Raw genomic sequence first — 19,008 nt, 5'->3', positions numbered from 1 at the left:
CTAGCGAATCAGCGGGTGAAGAATCCGTGGGAGTCTTTGCGGTGCAGCAGGTACACCCCGCCGACGATCAGCACCGAACCGACGATCACCGGAACGGCGTACGCCATCGCCGTCACGGCCGGCCGGTCCACGCTGAACAGGCTCGACACCGAATACACCACCGTCGCGATGGCCCCGCCGGTCAGCAGTGTGCGCACCCAGCGGTATCCGTGCCGCAGCAGGATCAGGAACGTCAGCACCACGGCCACCACGACAGCGACGAACACCAACGACAGCGCCAGGATCAATCCGTTCGGGAATTCCTGGACGGCGAGCAGGTCGACGACGTAACCGGCCGTCATCAACGGCAGCGCGACCACCCACAGCCAGAAGCCGGTGTCGACATCCGGCGGGCGGGCGGGAGAGGAACCGGGCGGGCGGGCGGGAGAGGAACCGGGCGGGCGGGCGGGCGAGGAACCGGGCGGGCGGGCGGGTCCGGTCGACTGCTCCCAGGGACCCGTCACGACAGCCAGTGCGCGACGTCGGCGGCCCAGTAGGTCAGCACGATGTCGGCGCCGGCACGCCGGATGCCGGCCAGCGATTCCAGCACCACCGCGGGCAGGTCGATCCAGCCCTTCTCACCGGCGGCGGCGATCATCGAGTACTCCCCCGAGACCTGGTAGGCCGCAACCGGGACCCGGGAGATCTCGGCGGTGGCCCGCACCACGTCGAGGTAGGACATCGCCGGTTTCACCATCACGATGTCGGCACCCTCCTCGAGGTCCAGCAAGACCTCGTGCAGCGCCTCGCGGCTGTTGCCCGGATCCTGCTGGTAGGTGCGACGATCGCCCTGCAGACTGGAGCCGACCGCTTCCCTGAAGGGCCCGTAGAAGCCGGAGGCGAATTTGGCCGCATAGGCCAGGATCGCGGTGTCGCTGTACCCGGCGGCGTCCAGACCGTCGCGGATGGCGGCGACCTGGCCGTCCATCATGCCGCTCGGGCTCACCACGTGCGCGCCCGAATTCGCTTGCGCGACAGCAAGTTCGACATACCGCCGATTGGTGACGTCGTTGTCGACCCGACCGGTGGCGTCGACCACGCCGCAGTGCCCGTGGTCGGTGAACTCGTCGAGACAGGTGTCGGCCATCAGCACGGTGTCGTCCCCGAGGTCTCTGGCCAGGTCCCGCAGGGCCCGGTTCAGAATGCCGTCCGGATCGACACCGATGCTGCCGGTGGGGTCTTTGTCCTCATCCCTGGGGACACCGAACAACATCAACCCACCCACACCGGCGTTGACGGCGTCGGCTGCCGCTCGGCGCAGCGACGCCCGGGTGTGCTGGAGGACACCGGGCATGGAGTCGATCGGTCGCGGTTCCTCCAGGCCGTCGGCGACGAACATCGGCAGAACCAGATGCCGCGGCTCCAGCGTGGTCTGGGCGACCAGACGGCGCATCGCCGGGGTGGTGCGCAACCGCCTGGGACGGTGTCGGGGGAACCCCACAGTTGGCTCCTCGGCTAGCGGCGGCGACTCTTCTTCCGCGGCGGCGGCAACGCCCCCTCGGCGCGCAGCCGAGCGGCGTGCTCGGCCAGTGCCTCGACCAGGGGTCCCACCGCGGCCACCTCGGGCTGGACGTCGACCCGCAGGCCGAACTCCGCGGCGGTCTCGGCCGTCTTGGGCCCGATGCAGGCGACGATGGTCCGGGCGTGCGGCTTACCGGCGATACCGACCAGGTTGCGCACCGTCGAACTCGAGGTGAAGCAGACGGCGTCGAACCCGCCGGTCTTGATCATCTCGCGGGTGTGCGCCGGCGGCGGCGCCGCACGGACGGTGCGGTAGGCGGTGACATCCTCGATCTCCCAACCGAGTTCACGCAAGCCCTCGGCCAGCGTCTCGGTCGCGATGTCGGCCCGCGGCAGCAGTACCCGATTGACCGGGTCGAAGATGTCGTCGAACGGCGGGAACTCGTCGAGCAGCCCCAGTGAACTCTGCTCACCGGTGGGCACCAACTCGGGGTTGATCCCGAACGCCCGCACGCGTTCCGCCGTCGCCTGGCCGACACACGCGATCTTCACGCCGGAGAAAGCACGGGCATCGAGGCCGAACTCGTTGAACTTCTCCCACACCGCGCGCACGGCATTGGTCGAGGTGAACACCACCCACTGGAACCGGCCGTCCACCAAACCCTTGACGGCCCTTTCCATCTGCGCCGGACTGCGAGGCGGCTCGACCGCGATGGTCGGCACCTCGATGGGCAGCGCGCCGTGACCGACCAGACGATCGCTCATCTCACCGGCCTGATCCTTGGTGCGCGGCACGAGCACGGTCCACCCGTACAGGGCGCGGCTCTCCCACCAGTTCAACTTGGCGCGGTTGGCGACGGTGCGGCCGAGGGTGACCACCAGCGTGCCGGTCAGCGGACCGGCCACTTCGGTGGAGGCCGGCTTGTCCAGCACGGCCTTGTCGAGCAGACCGCCCAGCGTGGTCTCGATCGAACGCTGTTGGCAGGTGGTGCCGTTCGCGGTGACGACGGCCGGGGTGGCGTCGGCCAGACCGTACTCGATGAGGGTCCGTGCCGCCTCCGGCAGGTGCGACGCCGTCGCGTGCAGGATCAGTGGTCCGGGGGCGGCCGCCAGCGCCGCCCAGTCGACGTTCGGATCGCGAACGTCGGCGACGGTGTGCGAGGAGCCCAGCGGCAGCCCGGCATAGGTGGGCACCGCGGAGGTGCCCGGCAGGCCGGGGACGATCTCGAAGTTCAGCTGTGTCTTGGCCAATGCGCTGATCTCGGTGATCACCGAGTCGATGGACAGCGGATCACCGGCGACCAACCGCACCACGTCCACCCCGGTACGGGCCTCGGTGGCCAGCGTCTTGGCGACCTCGGCCGGATCCCCCAGCGCGGGACGCACATCGGGCCCCCCGGGGATGACCGCGCCCTCGGCGGGAGCGGCGGCCTCGGCCGACTTGGGGGCGTCAGCGGGCTTGGCGTCTGCCGGCTTGACCGCGTCGGTGGATTTGGCCGCCGCGCCCGCGACCGGCGGCAACGGGCCGGACGGCGGAGGCAGTTCCGAGCCCACCAGGGCCAGCACCGCCTCGGGCACATCAGGATCGGTGAACACCAGGGCGGCGTTGTTCAACACCGCGCGCGCCCGTGTCGTCAGCAGGCCCGGATCCCCGGGCCCTGAGCCGACGAACGTGATGCGGCCGGGCTTGCCCTTGCGTCCTCGCAAGCTCATCAGTCTCTCCCGCCTTCGTCCAACAGATCGCGCGCTCCCAGCTCGAACAGCTCCTCGGCCACCGAGAGCCCGAGCTCCCGTGCCCGATCGGGTGTCCCGATTCCGGACGCGCGGATCACGTCGGATCCGTCCAGCGTCGCCACGCAGCCGCGCAGCGACAGCTCTTCGAAGACTCGGCCGTCCTCATCGATCGACTCGACCACCTCGGCGATCGCGCCCACCGGTGCGGAGCAACCCGCCTCCAGTTCGGCCAGCAGGGTTCGCTCTGCGGTGACCGCCGCTCGTGTGTCGGCGTCATCGAGTGTCGCCAACAGTTGCGCGAGCGCCGTATCACCGGCACGGCACTCGACGGCCAAGGCCCCCTGCGCCGGCGCCGGCAACATCTGTACCGGCTCCAACGCCTCGGTCACCGCGTCGAGGCGACCGATGCGGGCCAATCCCGCTCTGGCCACCACGATGGCGTCGAGTTCACCGCTGCTTACCCTGTTCAACCTGGTATCTAGGTTGCCTCGTAGGGGGCGGATTTCCAAACCGAGACCCAGTGCTCTAAGCTGTGCCGCCCGCCGCGGGGAGGACGTGCCGATCACCGAGCCGACCGGCAACTCTCCGAGCACCAGACCGTCCCGGGCCACCAGGGCGTCCCTGGCGTCTTCGCGCACCGGAGTCGCGGCGATCGTGAAGCGCGGGTCGGCCGCCGTCGGCAAATCCTTGTACGAGTGCACGGCCGCGTCCACCGTGTCATCGGCGATGGCTTCACGCAGCGCGGCCGTGAAGACGCCGACCCCGATATCGGCGATGGCCGCATCGGCCTGACGGTCGCCCTCGGTGGAAATGATGACCAACTCGGCGTCGTGTCCGGCCGCGATCAGCGCGTCGCGCACGGTTGCCGCCTGGGTGGTGGCAAGCAGGCTACCCCGGGTGCCGATACGAATCACGCGTCGACCTCCGGCAGTCCGACCGTCACTCGGACTGGTCGAGATCGATGGCAAGGGAACCCATTTCGTTGATGTCGGCGATGGGACCCAACTCACTGCCGGCGACCGCGTCGACGGCGTGCTGGTCGAGTTCGAACAGCTCCCGCAACGCTTCGGCGTAGCTGTCACCACCGGGCGCGCTCGCCAGCTGCTTCACGCGCACGGTGGGCGCGTGCAGCAGCTTGTCGACGACTCGGCGCACGGTGTTGGCGACTTCGTCGCGGTGCGCGGAATCCAACCCCGGCAGCCGATTGTCCAGCCTGAGCAATTCGGCCTCGACGACGTCGGCGGCGCGCTGGCGCAGCGCGGTGACGGTCGGGGTGACCTCGGCCATGCGCTGACCGGCCAGGTAGCCGGCCACCTCGGCCGCGACGATGGTGCGCGCGGCGTCGGCATCGGTGGTCGCGGCCCGGGCCGAGGGCTCCCGCAGGATGCGTTCCATGTCGACGACGAAGACGCCAGGCAGACCGGCCACCGCCGGGTCGACGTCGCGCGGCATCCCCAGATCGCAGATGACCAGCTCTTTGGGCTCCCTGACGTGGGCCAGTCCGCGGTGCACGTCGGCCAGCGAGACGACCGGACGGACCGCACCGGTGCAGCTGATCACGATGTCGGCGTCGGTGAGCAGCGGCGGCAGATGGTCGAACGGGAACGCATCGGCCGACAGTCCGTAGCTGCGGATGTTCTCGGCGAGTTTCTTGGCTCGCGGCAGCGTCCTGTTCACCACGTGGATCCGCTCGACGCCGGCGCGCATCAGCTGCTTGGCCGCCAACGCGCCCATCGAGCCGGCGCCGACCACCACTGCACTGCGGCCCGCCAGCGAGCCCACCTTCTTCTCCGCCGTCTCCAGGGCGACCGACACCACCGACGCGCCTGCGGCGTCGATCCCGGTCTCGGAGTGCACCCGCTTGCCGACGGCCAGCGCCCGCTGCGACAGCTCGTGCAGGGTGCGCCCGACGGTGTGATTGGCTTCGGCGGAGGCGTAGGCGCGCCGGACCTGGCCGAGCACCTGCGCCTCACCGATCACCGCAGAATCCAGCCCGCTGGCGACGGCGAACAAATGCTCCACGGCCGCCTCGGCATAGCGCACATAGGCGTACTTGGTCAGATCCTGCAGTGACATGCCCGAGTGTTCGGACAGCACCTGTCCGATGACCGAGAGTCCGCCGTGGAATGCCTCGACCACCGCATAGATCTCCACGCGGTTGCACGTCGAGAGCACCATGGCCTCGGTGACCAGCGACGACTGCAGCACCTGGGCGATGATCTTGGCCTGATCGGACTCGTCGTTGCTCAGTTGTTCCAGAACGGACACCGGCGCGCTGCGGTGTGAAACCCCGAAAAGCAGGACGCTCATGGCTTCCTCACCACGATCAGCACGGATTCAAAGGTAGTCGTTCACCAGCTGGCCCACCAAATTTGCTCTTGCCACCGTGAGATTGCTCCCCGCACGCGAAATGCTGGTGCACCCCTCGGGGAGGGCGTTCCGTCGCCTTCGCCGTGGGCCAGGTCACGGGACACGCGCACGGTCGCGGCGGCCCGGCGGTCAGCCGGCGAGGTCCGCGCGCAACCGGTCCTCGTCGATCTCCCAGTAACTGTGCTCGGTCCCGTCGAGCAGGATCACCGGCAGCCGGTCGCCGTACTCGGCGCGCAATGCGGCATCTCCGGCGGCGGCGGCCTGGTCGACATCGGTCACCGTCAACACGAAGGCCAGTTCCCCGGCCAGCTCGGCCAACCTGTTCGCCACGGTCGCACACATCGGGCAACCCGCACGCGTGAGCAGCTCCACCTGTCGGTCCACCCCGCCAGTATCCCGGGCAGGTGGCCTAATCTTGAAGCCGTGTCCGTTACCGGAGGATCCGAGGTCGGTTCCGGCAGCCGGGCGCAGGAACTCGCCGGTGAGGTCAGCGCCGAAGTCGCCGCCAAGGGGTTGGCGCGGGCCCTGGATCCGATCGTCAGCCCGCCACCGCCACCGCCGGACCTGACGGCGGCGGCCTTTTTCGATGTCGACAACACGCTGGTGCACGGATCGTCGCTGGTGCACTTCGCCCGTGGCCTGGCCGCCCGGGAGTACTTCACGTACCAGGACCTGGCCCGCTTCGCGCTGGCCCAGGCGAAGTTCCAGTTCACCGGGCGGGAGAACAGCGACGACGTCGCCGCGGGCCGCCGTAAGGCACTGGCGTTCATCGAGGGACGTTCCACCGCCGAGTTGGTCGCGCTCGGGGAGGAGATCTACGACGAGATCATCGCCGACAAGATCTGGCCGGGCACCCGGGCGTTGGCGCAGATGCATCTCGATGCCGGGCAGCAGGTGTGGCTGGTGACCGCGACGCCGTACGAACTGGCCGACACCATCGCCCGCAGGTTGGGTCTGACCGGCGCGCTGGGCACGGTCGCCGAGTCCGTCGACGGGGTGTTCACCGGCAGGCTGGTCGGCGACATCCTGCACGGGTCCGGCAAGGCGCACGCGGTGCGTTCGCTGGCGATCCGTGAGGGCCTGAACCTGCGCCGCTGCACCGCGTACTCGGACAGCTTCAACGACGTGCCGATGCTGTCGCTGGTCGGCACCGCGGTGGCGATCAACCCGGACGCCGACCTGCGTGACCTGGCCCGGGAGCGCGGCTGGGAGATCCGCGACTTCCGCACCGCCCGCAAGGCAGCACGGATCGGGGTGCCGTCGGCGCTGGCCCTCGGTGCCATCGGCGGTGCGCTGGCGGCCGCCGTGTCGCGCCGTGAGCAGAAGTAGATCGGTTCCACCACACCGGGACCGCAACGATCGCCGAGAACGGGGTGCCGGTGCGACGTTGATAGGCTCGCGCCGCTGTCGGCAGAAAACGGAAAGACGTGCATGGCCATCGCAGAAGACATCATCGGAACTCACTATCGGTATCCCGACTACTTCGAAGTCGACCGGGAGAAGATCCGCGAGTTCGCGCGCGCCGTGAAGGACGATCATCCGGCGCACCATGAGGAAGCGGCGGCCAAGGAGTGCGGCTACGACGCGCTGATCGCGTCGCTGACCTTCCTCGCGGTCGCCGGCCGGCGGGTGCAGCAGGAGATCTTCAACCAGTTCGACCTGCCGATCAACATGGAGCGGGTGCTGCACCGCGACCAGAAGCTGGTCTTCCACCGGCCGATCGTGGCCGGCGACAAGCTGTGGTTCGATTCCTACCTCGACTCGGTGACCGAGTCGCACGGCGCGGTGCTCACCGAGATCCGCGGCGAGGTCACCGACGACAACGGTGAACCGGTCATCACCAGCATCATCACCGTGATGGGCGAAGCCGAATCCGACACCGAAGCCGACGAGTTGACCGCGCAGATCGCGGCCAAGCGCGATGCTGCGGCACTGTCGAAGTTCGTCGCCGGGAAGAGCGCGTCGCAGGACTGAGAGCCCCGTCAGCCGAAGAAGGTGTTCCTGCGGTTGGCCAACAGCTGGTAGAGCGTCTGCTGGATGGTTTCGCGCACCTGGTCGGTCAAGTCGAACGTGATCATCGGATCGTCGGACGCGGACTCGTCGTAATCCGTGGTGTCGATGGGTTCGCCGAACTGGATGTACCACTTCGACGGCAGCGGCACCACACCCAGCGGGCCGGCCAGCGGGAACAGCGGCGTGACCGGGAAGTACGGCAGGCCGAACAGCCGTGCCATCAACTTCACGTCGGCCATCATCGGGTAGATCTCCTCGGATCCGACGATGGAGCACGGAATGATCGGCGCCTTGGTGCGCAGCGCGGCCGAGACGAATCCGCCACGCCCGAAGCGCTGCAGCTTGTACCGGTCCTTGAAGTTCTTGCCGAGGCCCTTGTATCCCTCGGGGAAGACCGCGGTGAGTTCGCCGGCGGCGAGCAACCGGTGGGCGTCGTCGGTGCACGCCATGGTGTGGCCCGCCTTACGGGCGGCCTGCCCGATCATCGGCATGTCGAACACCATGTCCGCGGCCAGCAGACGCAGATCGCGATGCGCGGGGTGTTTGTCGCGCACAGCCACCTGGGTCATCAGACCGTCGAACGGGAGCACTCCGGCGTGGTTGGCCACCACCAGCGCCGCACCCGTCTCGGGGAGGTGCTCGACGCCGCTCACCTCGACCCGGAACCACGAGTTGAAGAACACCCTCAGCAAAGGCAGGAAGACGGCGTCGTTGAGGTGCGGATCGAACCCGAATTCGTCGACGGTGTATTCACCGGTCATCCGCTTACGGATAAAGTCGGCAACCGCGGCGATGCGCTGAGCGAGCTCGTTGGGCGCCGCGTCTTCACCGCCGGCGCCGGCGGTCGAGGCCCGGCGCTGATCGATCTCGTGGACGACCGCGGCGATCTGCTCGGCCGAGGCGCGGCTGCCGGGGTCGGTCAACAGCGACGGGTGTCGCCGCGCTGCGTCGGCGCGCTGCGCCGCGGCACGCCGCTGAGCCGCACTGCGACCCGAATTCGCGTGCAGCGGTATCACTTTCGCTTTGGGCTCACCCGCCACCGTCAGTCCCTACTTCCCCCAGTTCCCCCGGCTTCGCACTTGAGAGGTGAGTTTACCGTCCCCAGCGTTGCGCCGCCGCCACCGCGCGATTCTCCACGCTCCGTATCCACCGGGGGTCCACGATCGGTGTCAGGCCGCGACCACGCACGTAGTCGTCGAAGGCCTCGGCGGTGGTCCACTTCGGCGTGTAGCCGAGCTCGGTGCGCATCCTGGTGGTGTCCATGACGCGGCCGTAGCTCAGATAGTCGAGTTGTTCACGATCGAGCTCGGTGTTGCGGGTGGCCCGCCACAGCGAATCGACCGCGACGAGCGCCGAGCGCGGCACCGGTAGCGCCAGCCGCCCGGCCCGGCGGATGGCCTGGCTCATCATGATGACGCCGGATGCCCCGATGTTGTAGGACCCGGCCTTGCCTGCCATGGTCGCGCGCTCCAGCGCGCCCAGGGCGTCCTGTTCGTGCAGCAGCTGCAGCCTTGCGTCGTGGCCGATCACCGTGGGCACCACCGGTCCCGCCAGATACCGAGATAAAGCGGTATCCATGGCCGGTCCGATCATGTTGGCCAACCGCAGAATCGTGACCGCGATGTCAGGCCGGCGACGGCCCAGCCCGCGGGCGTAACCCTCGATGTCGATGCTGTCGCGGGCGAAACCCTCGCCGGGCGGCCGGCGGCGGCTGCTGCTCTCGGTGAACAGCACCGGATCTCGCGAACTCGACCCGTAGACCTCCGACGTCGACTTCAGGATGACCCGCCGCACCGAGGGCGCCTTCTGACAGGCCGCGAACAGCTGGATCGCGCCCATCACGTTCAATTCCTTGAGCGTCGCCCGACCACCGGCGCGGGGGGAGTAGGACGCCGCGGCAGCGTGCACCACGGTGTCGACCTCGCCGTTGCGGATGACCTTGGCGATGAAGGGGTTGCGGATGTCGGCGCGGACGAATTCGGCGCGGCCCATCCGCCGCAGCAGATCCTTGCTCGGTGCGATCGCGTCGACCGCGATCACGTGGTTGATCAACGGGTTCTGCGCCAGGCGTGCGGTCAGGTACCCGCCGAGGAACCGACAGGCACCGGTGACCAGCACGACCTTCGGGTAGTTGAGACCGTCGCGGGTGTCCGAGCCGTCGTCACCGGCCCCGGAACGATCTCCAGACCGGGCCTCGGAATCCATCCAGTCAGCCTAGCGGCGGACGCAGCGCCTTACTTGCCGAGTTTTCTGCGCTGCACCCGGGTGCGACGAAGCAGCTTGCGGTGCTTCTTCTTCGACATGCGCTTGCGCCGCTTCTTGATGACAGAACCCATGAACTCCGCTACCTAGATGTGTGTGTAGATCCGTCGGATCTCGTCAGTCTCGACCGGTCACCTTACCTGGCAGCGGCCCCGGCGCCGAAATCCGGCTGCGGGATCGGTGCCCACCGACACCGGCCAAAGCCGCCGCATACCGGTCGATACGCTCAGATACCGACCCTCGCCACGTCTGACCGGCGTCCGCTAACCGGCGTCGAAGTACGAACTCTCCAACATGTCGTGGACTGCTTTGGCGTGCACCCGGAACGACCGGCCCACGCGCACCGCAGGCAGCTCGCCGTTGTGCACCAGGCGGTAGACGGTCATCTTGCTCACGCGCATCAAACTCGCCACCTCGGCGACGGTCAGAAACTGCGCTCGTGGTTGTTGGCCATCGGTCTGCCCGGCGTCTCGCGCCGCCTTCCCGCCAGCCGAATCCCGCGAAGATGGCCCGTTCATCGACGTCATCGCAACCCAATCCATCAGGCACGGGCAGTTCCAGCGGCTTCCCCACCGCTGGCACCAACCCGTGCTTACCACTGGGAGAATAGCGTGGCAGGTGGGGTTACTGCGACGGGTGTGGGCTAATCCGTTCCAAATTCATGAACTACTCGGATGTAATTCCGAGCTGTTCAGAGCGTGTTTTGGCGGCCGCGACGGCGTCGGCGACCGCTGCCCGCAGCCCACCGCGCTCGAGTTCCCGCAGTCCAGCGGCGGTGGTACCGCCCGGGGAGGTCACCGTGGCGCGCAGCTGGGCCGGCGAGGTGTTCATGGCCGACCCGGAGGCCGGATCGCCGGACGGGGTGGACTCGTCGAGGTGCTCGAGCAACATCGCGGCCGAACCGGCCATCGTCTGCACAACCAGATCGGTGGCCACCGGGCGTGCCAGACCGGCGTCCACGGCGGCGTCGACGAGCGCCTCGGCCATCAGGAAGAAGTAGGCCGGCCCCGATCCCGACACCGCCGTGACCGCGTCGATCTGAGACTCCGCGACCGTGAGCACACCGCCCACCGAATCGAACAGCTGCGAGACCTCTTTGAGGTGTTCCGGGGTGGCGAATCGGCCTGGGGCGAGCGCACTGACGCCCCCGCCGACCAACATCGGGGCGTTCGGCATGACCCGCACGACCGGTGAACCCGCGGGCAGCTTGTTCTCGTAGAACGCGGTGCTCACCCCCGCGGCCACGGTGACGAAAACCTGTTCGGCGGCGTTGCTTTCGGCGCGGGCCGCGGTATCGGCGATCTCGCCGATGAGATGCTGGACGTCGGCGGGCTTGACCGCGACGATGACATAGTTGGCAGCGTCGACCGCGTCGGCAACCGTCGTCACCAACACCGAGTACTTCTCGGACAGGTATTTCCCGCGGCCGGGATTCTTCTCGGCGACAACGAGGTCCTTGACCTGCTTACCGGCGCGCAGCAAACCTGCGAGCAGCGCCTCACCGATATTGCCACCGCCGATGATCGCGATTCTGGCCATGCCGCACAGCATTGCACGGGTGACACGGCCGTCGCCCGCCGGTCAGCACTCCGCCGACTCCACTCTGACTGTCGACTCCGCCGACTCAAGCCCGACTGTCGACTCCGCCGACTCAAGCCCGACTGTCGGCTCCGCCGACTCAAGCCCGACTGTCGGCTCCGCCGACTCAAGCCCGACTGTCGGGCACCATCGCCAGCTGACGGGTCTGCACGACGATGCGACCCTCGCAGTCGACCACGATGTGGTCCTCGTCGAACCAGTCCTGACCGATCTGGGTAGCTGTGCACATGACGCGCAACCAGCCGTCGGCCGGTCGTGCCCGCAGATAGGCCGTGAGCTGAACCGTCGGCGCCCACCCGAACCGGTTGACCCCGAACGTCACCGGCGCCGACACGTCACCGCACAGCAGCGCGAACAACACGTCGGGCGCGACCCCCTTGGGCCGAACCCAGTACTCGATGACGGGCATCCCGCCGTCCGCCCGGGGCGAGAACGTCGTCAGCGACGGTCTGATGTCGCATCCGTGCGCCAGGTGCACGACGTCGGCCATCGAATGGCCGGGGCCGATCGGCTCCAGCCCCGGCGGCGGTTCCGGCGTCATCAGCGGAACCACCGGGTTGACCGACAACAGCGGCGGCACATGGTGTTCCGGGACGCCCAGGGTGATCGCCGCACGCAGTGCCGTCCTTGTCGGCCCGCCGCCGCCATGATCATCGGCCCGCATCGCCTGTCGGAGCTCCACGTCGATCAGGCTGACCCGGCGACCACGCTTGCGCATTGTGGTCACGACCTCCATCGGGCCCGGATCGGGCGCCCACAGAAAGCTGCCGGACACCGCAATCGGTTCGACATCCGGATCGCCGAACTCGGTGCGGGCCGCGTTCGCACACAGCGCCAGCATCGCTCCCCCGTGCACCTTCGGTCCGATCGTCCAGTGCTCGTTGAGCACACCGTGATAGACGCCGTCGCCGGCCGGGGACAACGCCATCGCATCGGTGAACAAGGTCGAACCGGTCATCGCGGCATCATCGCACGCGCTCAGCGCAGCAGATGCCGGCGCGCGAACTGCAGCGACTCGGTCAACAGCGCTTCGCGTTCGGCGGCCGCGCGCACACCGGAGGTGCTGACTTCCAGGATCACGTGACCGGCGAAATCACTCGTGGCGAGCATCTGGCAGATCTCCACGGTCGGCTGGGTGCCGCGGCCGGGAACCAGATGTTCGTCGGTGGATGCGCCGCTGCCGTCGGCCAGATGCAGATGGACCAATCCCTCGCCCATCCGGCGGGCCATCTCCACGGCGTCGGTGCCCGCGGTCGCGGTGTGCGACAGATCCAGGGTGAAATGCGCGTGGCCGCCGTCGAGCGGGTCGTAGGACGGCGCGAACGCCGAGATACCGGGCCCGGGGTTACCGCCGCGCTTGCGCATCCGTTCGATCGACGTCTGCCCGGCACCGAAAAACCGGTCGGCGCGGAACGGGAACATGTTCTCGACCGCCACCATGACCTCACTGGAGGCCTCCAGTGCGGCAACCTGGTCACTGAAACCGTCGGCGTAGCGCCGCTGCCACCGGAACGGGGGATGCACCACCACGGTCTGGGCTCCGAGCTGTTCGGCGGCGCGCACACTGCGCTCCAGCTTCGGGATCGGGTTGGCACCCCAGACCCGCTGGGTGATCAGCAGGCAGGGCGCGTGCACTGACAGCACCGGCACCTCGTACTGCTTGGACAACTGGGCGATCGCCTCGACGTCCTGGCTGATCGTCTCGGCCCACACCATCAGCTCGACACCGTCGTAACCCAGCTTGGCGGCATATTCGAAAGCGGCCTCGGTCTTGAGGGGGTAGACCGAGGCCGTCGACAGACCGACCTTGATGGCGGGGCGCACGGGGGCTATCGGCTCGCGGTTCCGTCGTTCATCCGGACTGCAGCAATGCCAGCGGGCCCAGAGTGACCAGCGCTCCGACCGCCACCGCGATCAGGGTGCTCCCGATGTCCTCGGTCTTGCGGACCACCCGCACACCCACCACCAGGCCGAGTATCACCAGCACCGACAGCACCAGCGCGACGATGTTGTTCCACTTCCACAGCTGATCGAATGCGACGAACAGGCCGGCCCCGAAGACCACCGCGATGATGCTCTGGCCCACGATCCACACGCCGTGGACGAACGACGACATCCGGCGCGGCTCGCTGGGCTCGTCGTCGTCGAGGTAGTCCTCGTCGAGGTCGGTTTCGTCGACGGCGGTGTTCTGCGGCGTTGAGCGCCTACCCCGCCGAGCCAGGTCGTCGGCGACGGTCTGCCCTCCGAACAGCGGCTCCTCGGTCGAGCGCAGATACGACGGCAGTTCGTCGTCCGCGTCCTCGGCGTCGAGCTCCGGCGCCGGGACGTCGGCGTCCACCGCCAGTGCGGCTTCGTCGTCGAGATCCTCGATCTCGGGAGCATCGGCGACATCCTCGACGGTGTCGACTGCACCGCCGTCCTCGTCCACCGGATCGGGGGTCCACTGCTCGGCATCGACCGAGGAGCCCTTCCGGCCGAAGCGTCCCAGGCCGAACCGCCGGACCGGTTCGGCGTCACGCTGCTCGACGTGCGCGACATACTCGGCGACCGCGTCGGCATACTCGTCGTCCTCGAGATCGGATTTGGCGCGGGTGTGCTCGAGCCCGGCGTCTTCAATTTCGGTGTCTTCAATTTCGGCGTCTTCAGCCTCGGCGTCTTCCGCCTCGGTGTCCTCGGTCTCGGTGTCTTCCACCTCGGCGTCGGCGCCCTTCGGGGGCTCTGCCTGAGCAAACGTCTGCGGTTCAGCCGAGTCCCGCCCTTGCCGGTCCTCTGCAGGGGCCTCGTCTATGTCCTCGTCCGGCGCGGAGTCATCGGCCGGCGCTGTCTCGGTGGTCGGCACCGGTGTTCCTGCGGCGTCGGGGGCCTCGATCCCGGTCTCGGTTTCCGAACCGGCCTCCGGGCGTGTCTCCGTGGCAGGTTCGGCCGCGGCTGCCGCCGGGGCGGGCGGAGGATCATCCGGACGGACGATCGGGATCTCACCGGTGAGCTCGGCGACGGTGACCGCATCGGCGTTGCCGCGGCGCCGACGCCTCCGGCCGCCGGCCGGAGGCGCACCGATCGTGCCGTTCCTGGCCAGCAGCTCGGCGACCGAGATCGGCCGGGTGCTGCTGTGGTCGTCGTCAGATCCAGTCATCGCCTGTTGCCTTTGCGCCTCGCCGCTTCATACTCCAGCATTACGCACGGACACCGGCCGCGCGGGCCGATTCTCCGCCCACCTTGCCGTGTTTGCTCGAACCTGTCGAAGCGCCGGCTCCGCCCACCAGGGCACTGCCGTCGGCCTCGGAATCAAGTTTCCGCAGGATGAGCCCCTCTCGTAGTGCCCATGGACAGATGTCGACGCTGTCGATGCCGAGGGCTTTCATGCTCGCCTCTGCCACCAGAGCGCCCGCGACGATCTGAGGTGCCCGATCGGCGCTCACCCCTTCCAGTTCTGCTCGGTCAGCCGCGGTCATCCTAGAGATGAAATTTATGAGTTGACGAAGACCCGACGCCGTCAACGTGCGCTTGACCCGCGGACCAGCGCCGGACGGTGCGGCACCGGTCAGCCGGGCCAGCGATCGGAACGTCTTCGAGGTCGCCACCGCGAGGTCGGCCGCACCGGCCTCGGAGACGGTGGCGGCCGCCTCGGACAGTTCGTTGGACAGCCAGTCGCGCAGCATCGCGACCCGTCGGCGCCCCGGCGGATCATCGGGTAGCCATTCGCGGGTCAGCCGGCCCGCGCCCAGCGGCAGCGACAGCGCGACGTCGGGTTCCTCGTCGACACCGCTGGACAGCTCCAGGGAGCCGCCGCCGATGTCGATGTTGATGATGCGCCCGGCGCTCCAGCCATACCAGCGACGCACCGACAGGAACGTCAGCCGAGACTCGTCGACACCGCTGAGGACGCGCAGTTCCACCCCGGTCTCGTTCTTGACCCGGGCCAGCACGTCCTCGGAGTTCTTGGCATCCCGTACCGCGGAGGTGGCGAACGCCATCAGTTCGGCACACCCCGAGCTGGTCGCGATTCGGGCGAACTCGTCGACCGTCCCGATCAATCGGTCGGCGCCCCGCCGGGTCAGCTTGCCCGAGGTGTCGATCGCCTCGGCGAGCCGCAGCGAAGCCTTGGTGGAACTCATCGGGGTCGGGTGCCCACCACGACGGGCGTCCACTACCAGAAGATGGACGGTATTGCTGCCCACGTCGAGCACGCCTAATCGCACTCATCCAACCTAATGGGTCTACCGTGGGAAACCGTGACCGCATCGCCTTCGCATCCTGGTGAGGTCGAACTGGATTTCGCCCGCGAGTGGGTGGAGTTCTACGACCCGGACAATCCCGAGCACCTGATCGCCGCGGATATGACATGGCTGCTGTCGCGATGGACGTGTGTGTTCGGCACCCCGGCGTGCAAAGGCACCGTGGCGGACCGGCCCGACGACGGATGTTGTTCGCACGGCGCGTTTCTCTCCGACGACGACGACCGGGCCCAGCTCGACGACGCGGTGAAGCTGCTGACCGACGAGGACTGGCAGTTCCGCGACAAGGGCCTGGGCCGCAAGGGCTACCTCGAGCTCGACGAGTACGACGACAAGCCGAACTGGCGGACGCGAAAGTACAAGGGCGCATGCATCTTCCTGAACCGTCCCGGCTGGCCGAAGGGCATCGGGTGCGCGTTGCACCAGAAGGCCCTGGAGATCGGGGTGGAGCCGTTGACGCTCAAACCCGAGGTGTGCTGGCAGCTGCCGATCCGGCGGACCCAAGACTGGGTCACCCGCCCCGACGGTTCGGAGATCCTCAAGACCACCATCACCGAGTACGACCGACGCGGCTGGGGTGAGGGCGGCGCCGATCTGCACTGGTACTGCACCGGCGACCCCGGCACCCACGTCGGGGCCAAACCGGTGTGGGAATCCTATGCGCCCGAGCTCACCGAGCTGCTGGGCGAGAAGACGTACGCAGAGCTGGCCGCGATGTGCAAGCGGCGCAGCGGTTTAGGACTGATCGCAGTGCATCCGGCCACCCGCGCCGCCCAGTGAGCCGGTCGGCGGACAGGCCGCAGCGTGGTTCAGGTCCCGGGGCGCCGCGTCACCGGTGGACAATGAGCCGCGGTGCCGCGCCCCGACGGATCGCCGGTGCGACCGGTCTGCCCTGCAGGAAGCCCGCGACCGTGCCTGCCTCGATCGCGCGCCGGTAGACCGGCAACGCAGCGCACACCGCGTCAACCGTGACGTCGACATCACCGTCGCCGTGTGCCGCGGAGGTCACGAACGACTGCCCCAGCACCCCGCGACGCAACAATTCCTGCAGGAAAAGCGCACGGTAGGCCTGCGACGGCCGACCGTCGGCATCGCGGGTGGCGAAAACCAGACACGACGGCCGGCCCAGTACCTCGACGTGACCGGTCAGCCCGGCGTCGGCGACGGCTGCGGCCACACCGGACGCGAGTCGCCGCCCCGCGTGTTCCATCCGGGCGATCGGATCTTCGGTACGGTAGGCGGTCACGACCGCGCGAAAAGCCGCCAGCGCCGACGTCTCGGGGCCGTGCGTGGTCGACAGGAGGAAGACCCGCTCGCCGTCGGTGGCAAGTCCCCCCAATTCCATGAACTCCCGCCGGCCCGCCAACGCCGACAGCGGGAAACCGTTTCCCATCGCCTTACCCCAGCAGGACAGGTCCGGTGTCACGCCGTACACCGCCTGTGCGCCGCCAGCCGACCAGCGGAAACCGGTGATCATCTGGTCGAAGATCAGCAGCGTTGCGTACCGGTCACACAGTTCGCGCACCCCGGCCAGGAAGCCGGCGTCGGGCTCGGCGGTCGCGGTGGCCGCCTCCATCACCACGCACGCCACGTCCCCGGCAGCCAGCACCGTCGACAGGGACACCAGATCGTTGTAGCCAAACCTCAGTGTCGACGCGGCATGGTCTGCCGGGATCCCGCCGTCCATGGCGGTGGTCCCGATGAACCAGTCGTCGGTGGAGAAGAAGGGCTGATCGCAGATCGCGACCTTGACCCGCCCGGTCACCGCGCGGGCCAAGCGCACCGCCGCCGTGGTGGCGTCGGAGCCGTTCTTGGCGAACTTGACCATGTCGGCGCCGGGCACCAGATCCAGGAAGTCCTCGGCGGCAGCAACTTCCAGCGCGGTTGGCCTGCTGAAGCTGGTACCCCCGGCGATTGCCCGAGACACCGCATCGACGACAGGTCGGTAACCATGGCCGAGTGTCACGGCGCGCAGCCCCATGCCGTATTCCACGTACTCGTTGCCGTCGACGTCCCACACCCGGCACCCGTCGCCGTGGGTCAGCACCGGCGGCATGAATTCCGGGTACTGGTCGGCGCCGCGCGCATAGGTGTGCGCGCCGCCGGGAACCAGCCGGTGCAGCCGATCCTGCAGCTGCCTGGATCGGGCGAAAGTGCGCACCGGGGAGACGAATTGGCTGTCAGGGACCCAACGACCGGCCAACTGTGGCCAGCGTGCCGACACCTCGGCCAACAGGTCGTCCACAGTCAGCAGGACCCGGTCGGGCTCGGCGGCGACGAGCTCGTGAGGCGCGATGATCGGCACGTCGGTTCCGGGCATTCGCCGGCCCTGCTTGGCCGGCGACGCGTCGGCAACCCCGCCGATCAGACCGCGATGCACGCCGGCCCGGCTCAGCAGGGCCACCGCCCGGGACGCGGCGCCGTACGCGTAAACGCGCCGGCCGGCGTGCCGCTCCTCTTCGAGCCAGCACCGCAATGCCACCGCATGAGCGTCGGCGGCATCCTGCAGAACAGCCACCGACGCCGGATCACTGAGCGTTGCTTCGGCTTCCAGTAGCGCGGCCACGGTGGAGTCCGGCGCTGCGGAACCGTGTACGGCGGCCAGGAGCACTGTGCCGCCGTAGAGATCGAACGTCCAGGCCGCGGCAGCGCGCATACCCACCCGGTGCAGCAACGACACCACGGCAGGAGTGGAGTAATAGGCGAAGTGTCCGTGGCGCAACGCGTTCCACTGTCCATGCGCCACGATCGCCGACAGACTGTGGAACTGGAGCAGCAGCGTGCCCTTCGGCGCAGTCGCGCAAGCCCGCCGCCGGAAGGCCGATCTCTGGTCGGCGTCGTGCATGATCCCGAACGAATCGACCACGAGATCGGCGGGACCCGGACCGTCCCGGTAGCCACGCTCGGCCAGCAGCGGTAGCCATGTGCCGCCGTGCGGGCTGCCGAATTCTCGGACAGTGCCACCGCGGGCCAACAGTCCGGCCGCCGCGACCCGCCGGACAGCTTCGGCGGCCTGGTCTTTGAGCGCGTGAGGTTCCACCCCTCGCGGTTCAGCGGTCTCGGTGTCGTCGTCGGCGAGCTGGGCCAGGCCACATTCCGGGCACAGGTCCATCGCCAGCGGGTGCGACACTTCCGCCGGGTCGACCGCCTGGTGCGCCGGCGGGAAGTGGTCTGCCGCGGGCATCATTCCGAGATCGAGCACCCTGTGCAGCCGACCCTGCCCGCAGCCGCGGCAGCCTCCGGTGCTCATAGTCGGTCACGCTGTCCGGCCACCGGGGCATGGGCCGGGCACACC

Annotated in this window: 19 protein-coding genes; 3 read left to right on the top strand and 16 right to left on the bottom strand. The window is 68.5% G+C overall.

Annotated features, from left to right (window positions below):
- Nucleotides 1-8 precede the first annotated feature (8 nt).
- The 6 genes from ACNUDN_RS03660 to ACNUDN_RS03635 all read right to left on the bottom strand — a co-directional run bounded on the left by ACNUDN_RS03660 (nt 9) and on the right by ACNUDN_RS03635 (nt 5,988).
- Complete coding sequence (locus ACNUDN_RS03660; protein WP_419120678.1) at nt 9-503, bottom strand: hypothetical protein; 495 nt, start codon at nt 501-503, stop codon at nt 9-11.
- The gene (gene hemB, locus ACNUDN_RS03655) at nt 500-1,480 is read right to left on the bottom strand and encodes a porphobilinogen synthase (RefSeq protein ID WP_419120677.1); all 981 of its coding nucleotides are present in this window, start codon (nt 1,478-1,480) and stop codon (nt 500-502) included. The genes ACNUDN_RS03660 and hemB overlap by 4 nt, the downstream gene beginning before the upstream one ends.
- Before the next feature lie 14 nt (nt 1,481-1,494).
- A complete protein-coding gene (locus ACNUDN_RS03650) occupies nt 1,495-3,213 on the bottom strand; it encodes a bifunctional uroporphyrinogen-III C-methyltransferase/uroporphyrinogen-III synthase (RefSeq protein ID WP_419120676.1) in 1,719 nt (572 codons plus the stop codon).
- Entirely contained in the window at nt 3,213-4,148 is a 936-nt protein-coding gene (gene hemC / locus ACNUDN_RS03645) for a hydroxymethylbilane synthase (protein ID WP_419120675.1), read from the bottom strand. Before hemC ends, ACNUDN_RS03650 begins: the two co-directional genes overlap by 1 nt.
- Before the next feature lie 25 nt (nt 4,149-4,173).
- Nucleotides 4,174-5,544, bottom strand: coding sequence for a glutamyl-tRNA reductase (locus ACNUDN_RS03640; protein ID WP_419120674.1), 1,371 nt, complete (start codon nt 5,542-5,544; stop codon nt 4,174-4,176).
- Between the two features lie 189 nt (nt 5,545-5,733).
- Nucleotides 5,734-5,988: a glutaredoxin family protein gene (locus ACNUDN_RS03635; RefSeq protein WP_419120673.1), complete on the bottom strand. Its 255-nt coding sequence runs from the start codon at nt 5,986-5,988 to the stop codon at nt 5,734-5,736.
- Nucleotides 5,989-6,027: 39 nt separating this feature from the next.
- On the opposite strand from ACNUDN_RS03635, the gene ACNUDN_RS03630 reads away from it, so the two are divergent.
- The gene (locus ACNUDN_RS03630; protein ID WP_419120672.1) at nt 6,028-6,933 is read left to right on the top strand and encodes an HAD family hydrolase; all 906 of its coding nucleotides are present in this window, start codon (nt 6,028-6,030) and stop codon (nt 6,931-6,933) included.
- 102 nt (nt 6,934-7,035) lie between these two features.
- Nucleotides 7,036-7,578 carry an FAS1-like dehydratase domain-containing protein gene (locus ACNUDN_RS03625; protein WP_419120671.1) on the top strand — a complete coding sequence of 181 codons (543 nt, stop codon included), beginning with the start codon at nt 7,036-7,038 and terminating at the stop codon, nt 7,576-7,578.
- A gap of 8 nt (nt 7,579-7,586) precedes the next feature.
- Here ACNUDN_RS03625 and ACNUDN_RS03620 read toward each other — a convergent pair whose 3' ends face one another.
- The 9 genes from ACNUDN_RS03620 to ACNUDN_RS03580 all read right to left on the bottom strand — a co-directional run bounded on the left by ACNUDN_RS03620 (nt 7,587) and on the right by ACNUDN_RS03580 (nt 15,677).
- Complete coding sequence (locus ACNUDN_RS03620; RefSeq protein WP_419120670.1) at nt 7,587-8,657, bottom strand: lysophospholipid acyltransferase family protein; 1,071 nt, start codon at nt 8,655-8,657, stop codon at nt 7,587-7,589.
- Between the two features lie 52 nt (nt 8,658-8,709).
- Nucleotides 8,710-9,822, bottom strand: a complete 1,113-nt coding sequence (locus ACNUDN_RS03615) for an SDR family oxidoreductase (protein WP_419120669.1) — start codon at nt 9,820-9,822, stop codon at nt 8,710-8,712.
- Nucleotides 9,823-9,851: 29 nt separating this feature from the next.
- Nucleotides 9,852-9,953 (bottom strand): 30S ribosomal protein bS22, encoded by a 102-nt coding sequence (locus ACNUDN_RS03610; protein WP_003402602.1) that lies wholly within the window; start codon nt 9,951-9,953, stop codon nt 9,852-9,854.
- 189 nt (nt 9,954-10,142) lie between these two features.
- Nucleotides 10,143-10,406 (bottom strand): helix-turn-helix domain-containing protein, encoded by a 264-nt coding sequence (locus ACNUDN_RS03605; RefSeq protein ID WP_419120668.1) that lies wholly within the window; start codon nt 10,404-10,406, stop codon nt 10,143-10,145.
- A gap of 139 nt (nt 10,407-10,545) precedes the next feature.
- On the bottom strand, nt 10,546-11,418 hold the full coding sequence (gene proC, locus ACNUDN_RS03600) for a pyrroline-5-carboxylate reductase (protein WP_419120667.1): 873 nt from the start codon (nt 11,416-11,418) through the stop codon (nt 10,546-10,548).
- A gap of 166 nt (nt 11,419-11,584) precedes the next feature.
- Nucleotides 11,585-12,436, bottom strand: coding sequence for a thioesterase family protein (locus tag ACNUDN_RS03595; RefSeq protein ID WP_419120666.1), 852 nt, complete (start codon nt 12,434-12,436; stop codon nt 11,585-11,587).
- 20 nt (nt 12,437-12,456) lie between these two features.
- Complete coding sequence (locus tag ACNUDN_RS03590; protein ID WP_419120665.1) at nt 12,457-13,302, bottom strand: sugar phosphate isomerase/epimerase family protein; 846 nt, start codon at nt 13,300-13,302, stop codon at nt 12,457-12,459.
- Nucleotides 13,303-13,330: 28 nt separating this feature from the next.
- Nucleotides 13,331-14,611, bottom strand: coding sequence for an Rv0497 family membrane protein (locus tag ACNUDN_RS03585; protein ID WP_419120664.1), 1,281 nt, complete (start codon nt 14,609-14,611; stop codon nt 13,331-13,333).
- Between the two features lie 40 nt (nt 14,612-14,651).
- Entirely contained in the window at nt 14,652-15,677 is a 1,026-nt protein-coding gene (locus ACNUDN_RS03580) for a Ppx/GppA family phosphatase (RefSeq protein WP_419120663.1), read from the bottom strand.
- A 12-nt stretch (nt 15,678-15,689) separates the two neighbouring features.
- Between ACNUDN_RS03580 and ACNUDN_RS03575 the strand changes: the two genes are divergently transcribed.
- Nucleotides 15,690-16,493 (top strand): DUF3109 family protein, encoded by an 804-nt coding sequence (locus ACNUDN_RS03575; protein ID WP_419120662.1) that lies wholly within the window; start codon nt 15,690-15,692, stop codon nt 16,491-16,493.
- Between the two features lie 49 nt (nt 16,494-16,542).
- Here the strand turns inward: ACNUDN_RS03575 and ACNUDN_RS03570 are convergent, their stop codons facing one another.
- Nucleotides 16,543-18,963 (bottom strand): glutamate-1-semialdehyde 2,1-aminomutase, encoded by a 2,421-nt coding sequence (locus ACNUDN_RS03570; RefSeq protein WP_419120661.1) that lies wholly within the window; start codon nt 18,961-18,963, stop codon nt 16,543-16,545.
- Nucleotides 18,964-19,008: the final 45 nt, after the last annotated feature.

Source organism: Mycobacterium sp. smrl_JER01 (genome assembly GCF_048513595.2).
Classification (GTDB): domain Bacteria; phylum Actinomycetota; class Actinomycetes; order Mycobacteriales; family Mycobacteriaceae; genus Mycobacterium.
The sequence above is the reverse complement of the archived record's forward strand: the minus strand, read 5'-3'. Positions and strand labels throughout refer to the sequence as shown.

Bases quoted from the DNA above. Each gene is read 5' to 3' on its own strand.
- ACNUDN_RS03585 (WP_419120664.1), bottom strand. From the start codon at position 14,611: ATGACTGGATCTGACGACGACCACAGCAGCACCCGGCCGATCTCGGTC.
- ACNUDN_RS03650 (WP_419120676.1), bottom strand. From the start codon at position 3,213: ATGAGCTTGCGAGGACGCAAGGGCAAGCCCGGCCGCATCACGTTCGTC.
- ACNUDN_RS03605 (WP_419120668.1), bottom strand. From the start codon at position 10,406: ATGACGTCGATGAACGGGCCATCTTCGCGGGATTCGGCTGGCGGGAAG.
- ACNUDN_RS03575 (WP_419120662.1), top strand. From the start codon at position 15,690: ATGGGTCTACCGTGGGAAACCGTGACCGCATCGCCTTCGCATCCTGGT.
- ACNUDN_RS03640 (WP_419120674.1), bottom strand. From the start codon at position 5,544: ATGAGCGTCCTGCTTTTCGGGGTTTCACACCGCAGCGCGCCGGTGTCC.
- proC (WP_419120667.1), bottom strand. From the start codon at position 11,418: ATGGCCAGAATCGCGATCATCGGCGGTGGCAATATCGGTGAGGCGCTG.
- ACNUDN_RS03595 (WP_419120666.1), bottom strand. From the start codon at position 12,436: ATGACCGGTTCGACCTTGTTCACCGATGCGATGGCGTTGTCCCCGGCC.
- ACNUDN_RS03570 (WP_419120661.1), bottom strand. From the start codon at position 18,963: ATGAGCACCGGAGGCTGCCGCGGCTGCGGGCAGGGTCGGCTGCACAGG.
- ACNUDN_RS03615 (WP_419120669.1), bottom strand. From the start codon at position 9,822: ATGGATTCCGAGGCCCGGTCTGGAGATCGTTCCGGGGCCGGTGACGAC.
- ACNUDN_RS03610 (WP_003402602.1), bottom strand. From the start codon at position 9,953: ATGGGTTCTGTCATCAAGAAGCGGCGCAAGCGCATGTCGAAGAAGAAG.
- ACNUDN_RS03625 (WP_419120671.1), top strand. From the start codon at position 7,036: ATGGCCATCGCAGAAGACATCATCGGAACTCACTATCGGTATCCCGAC.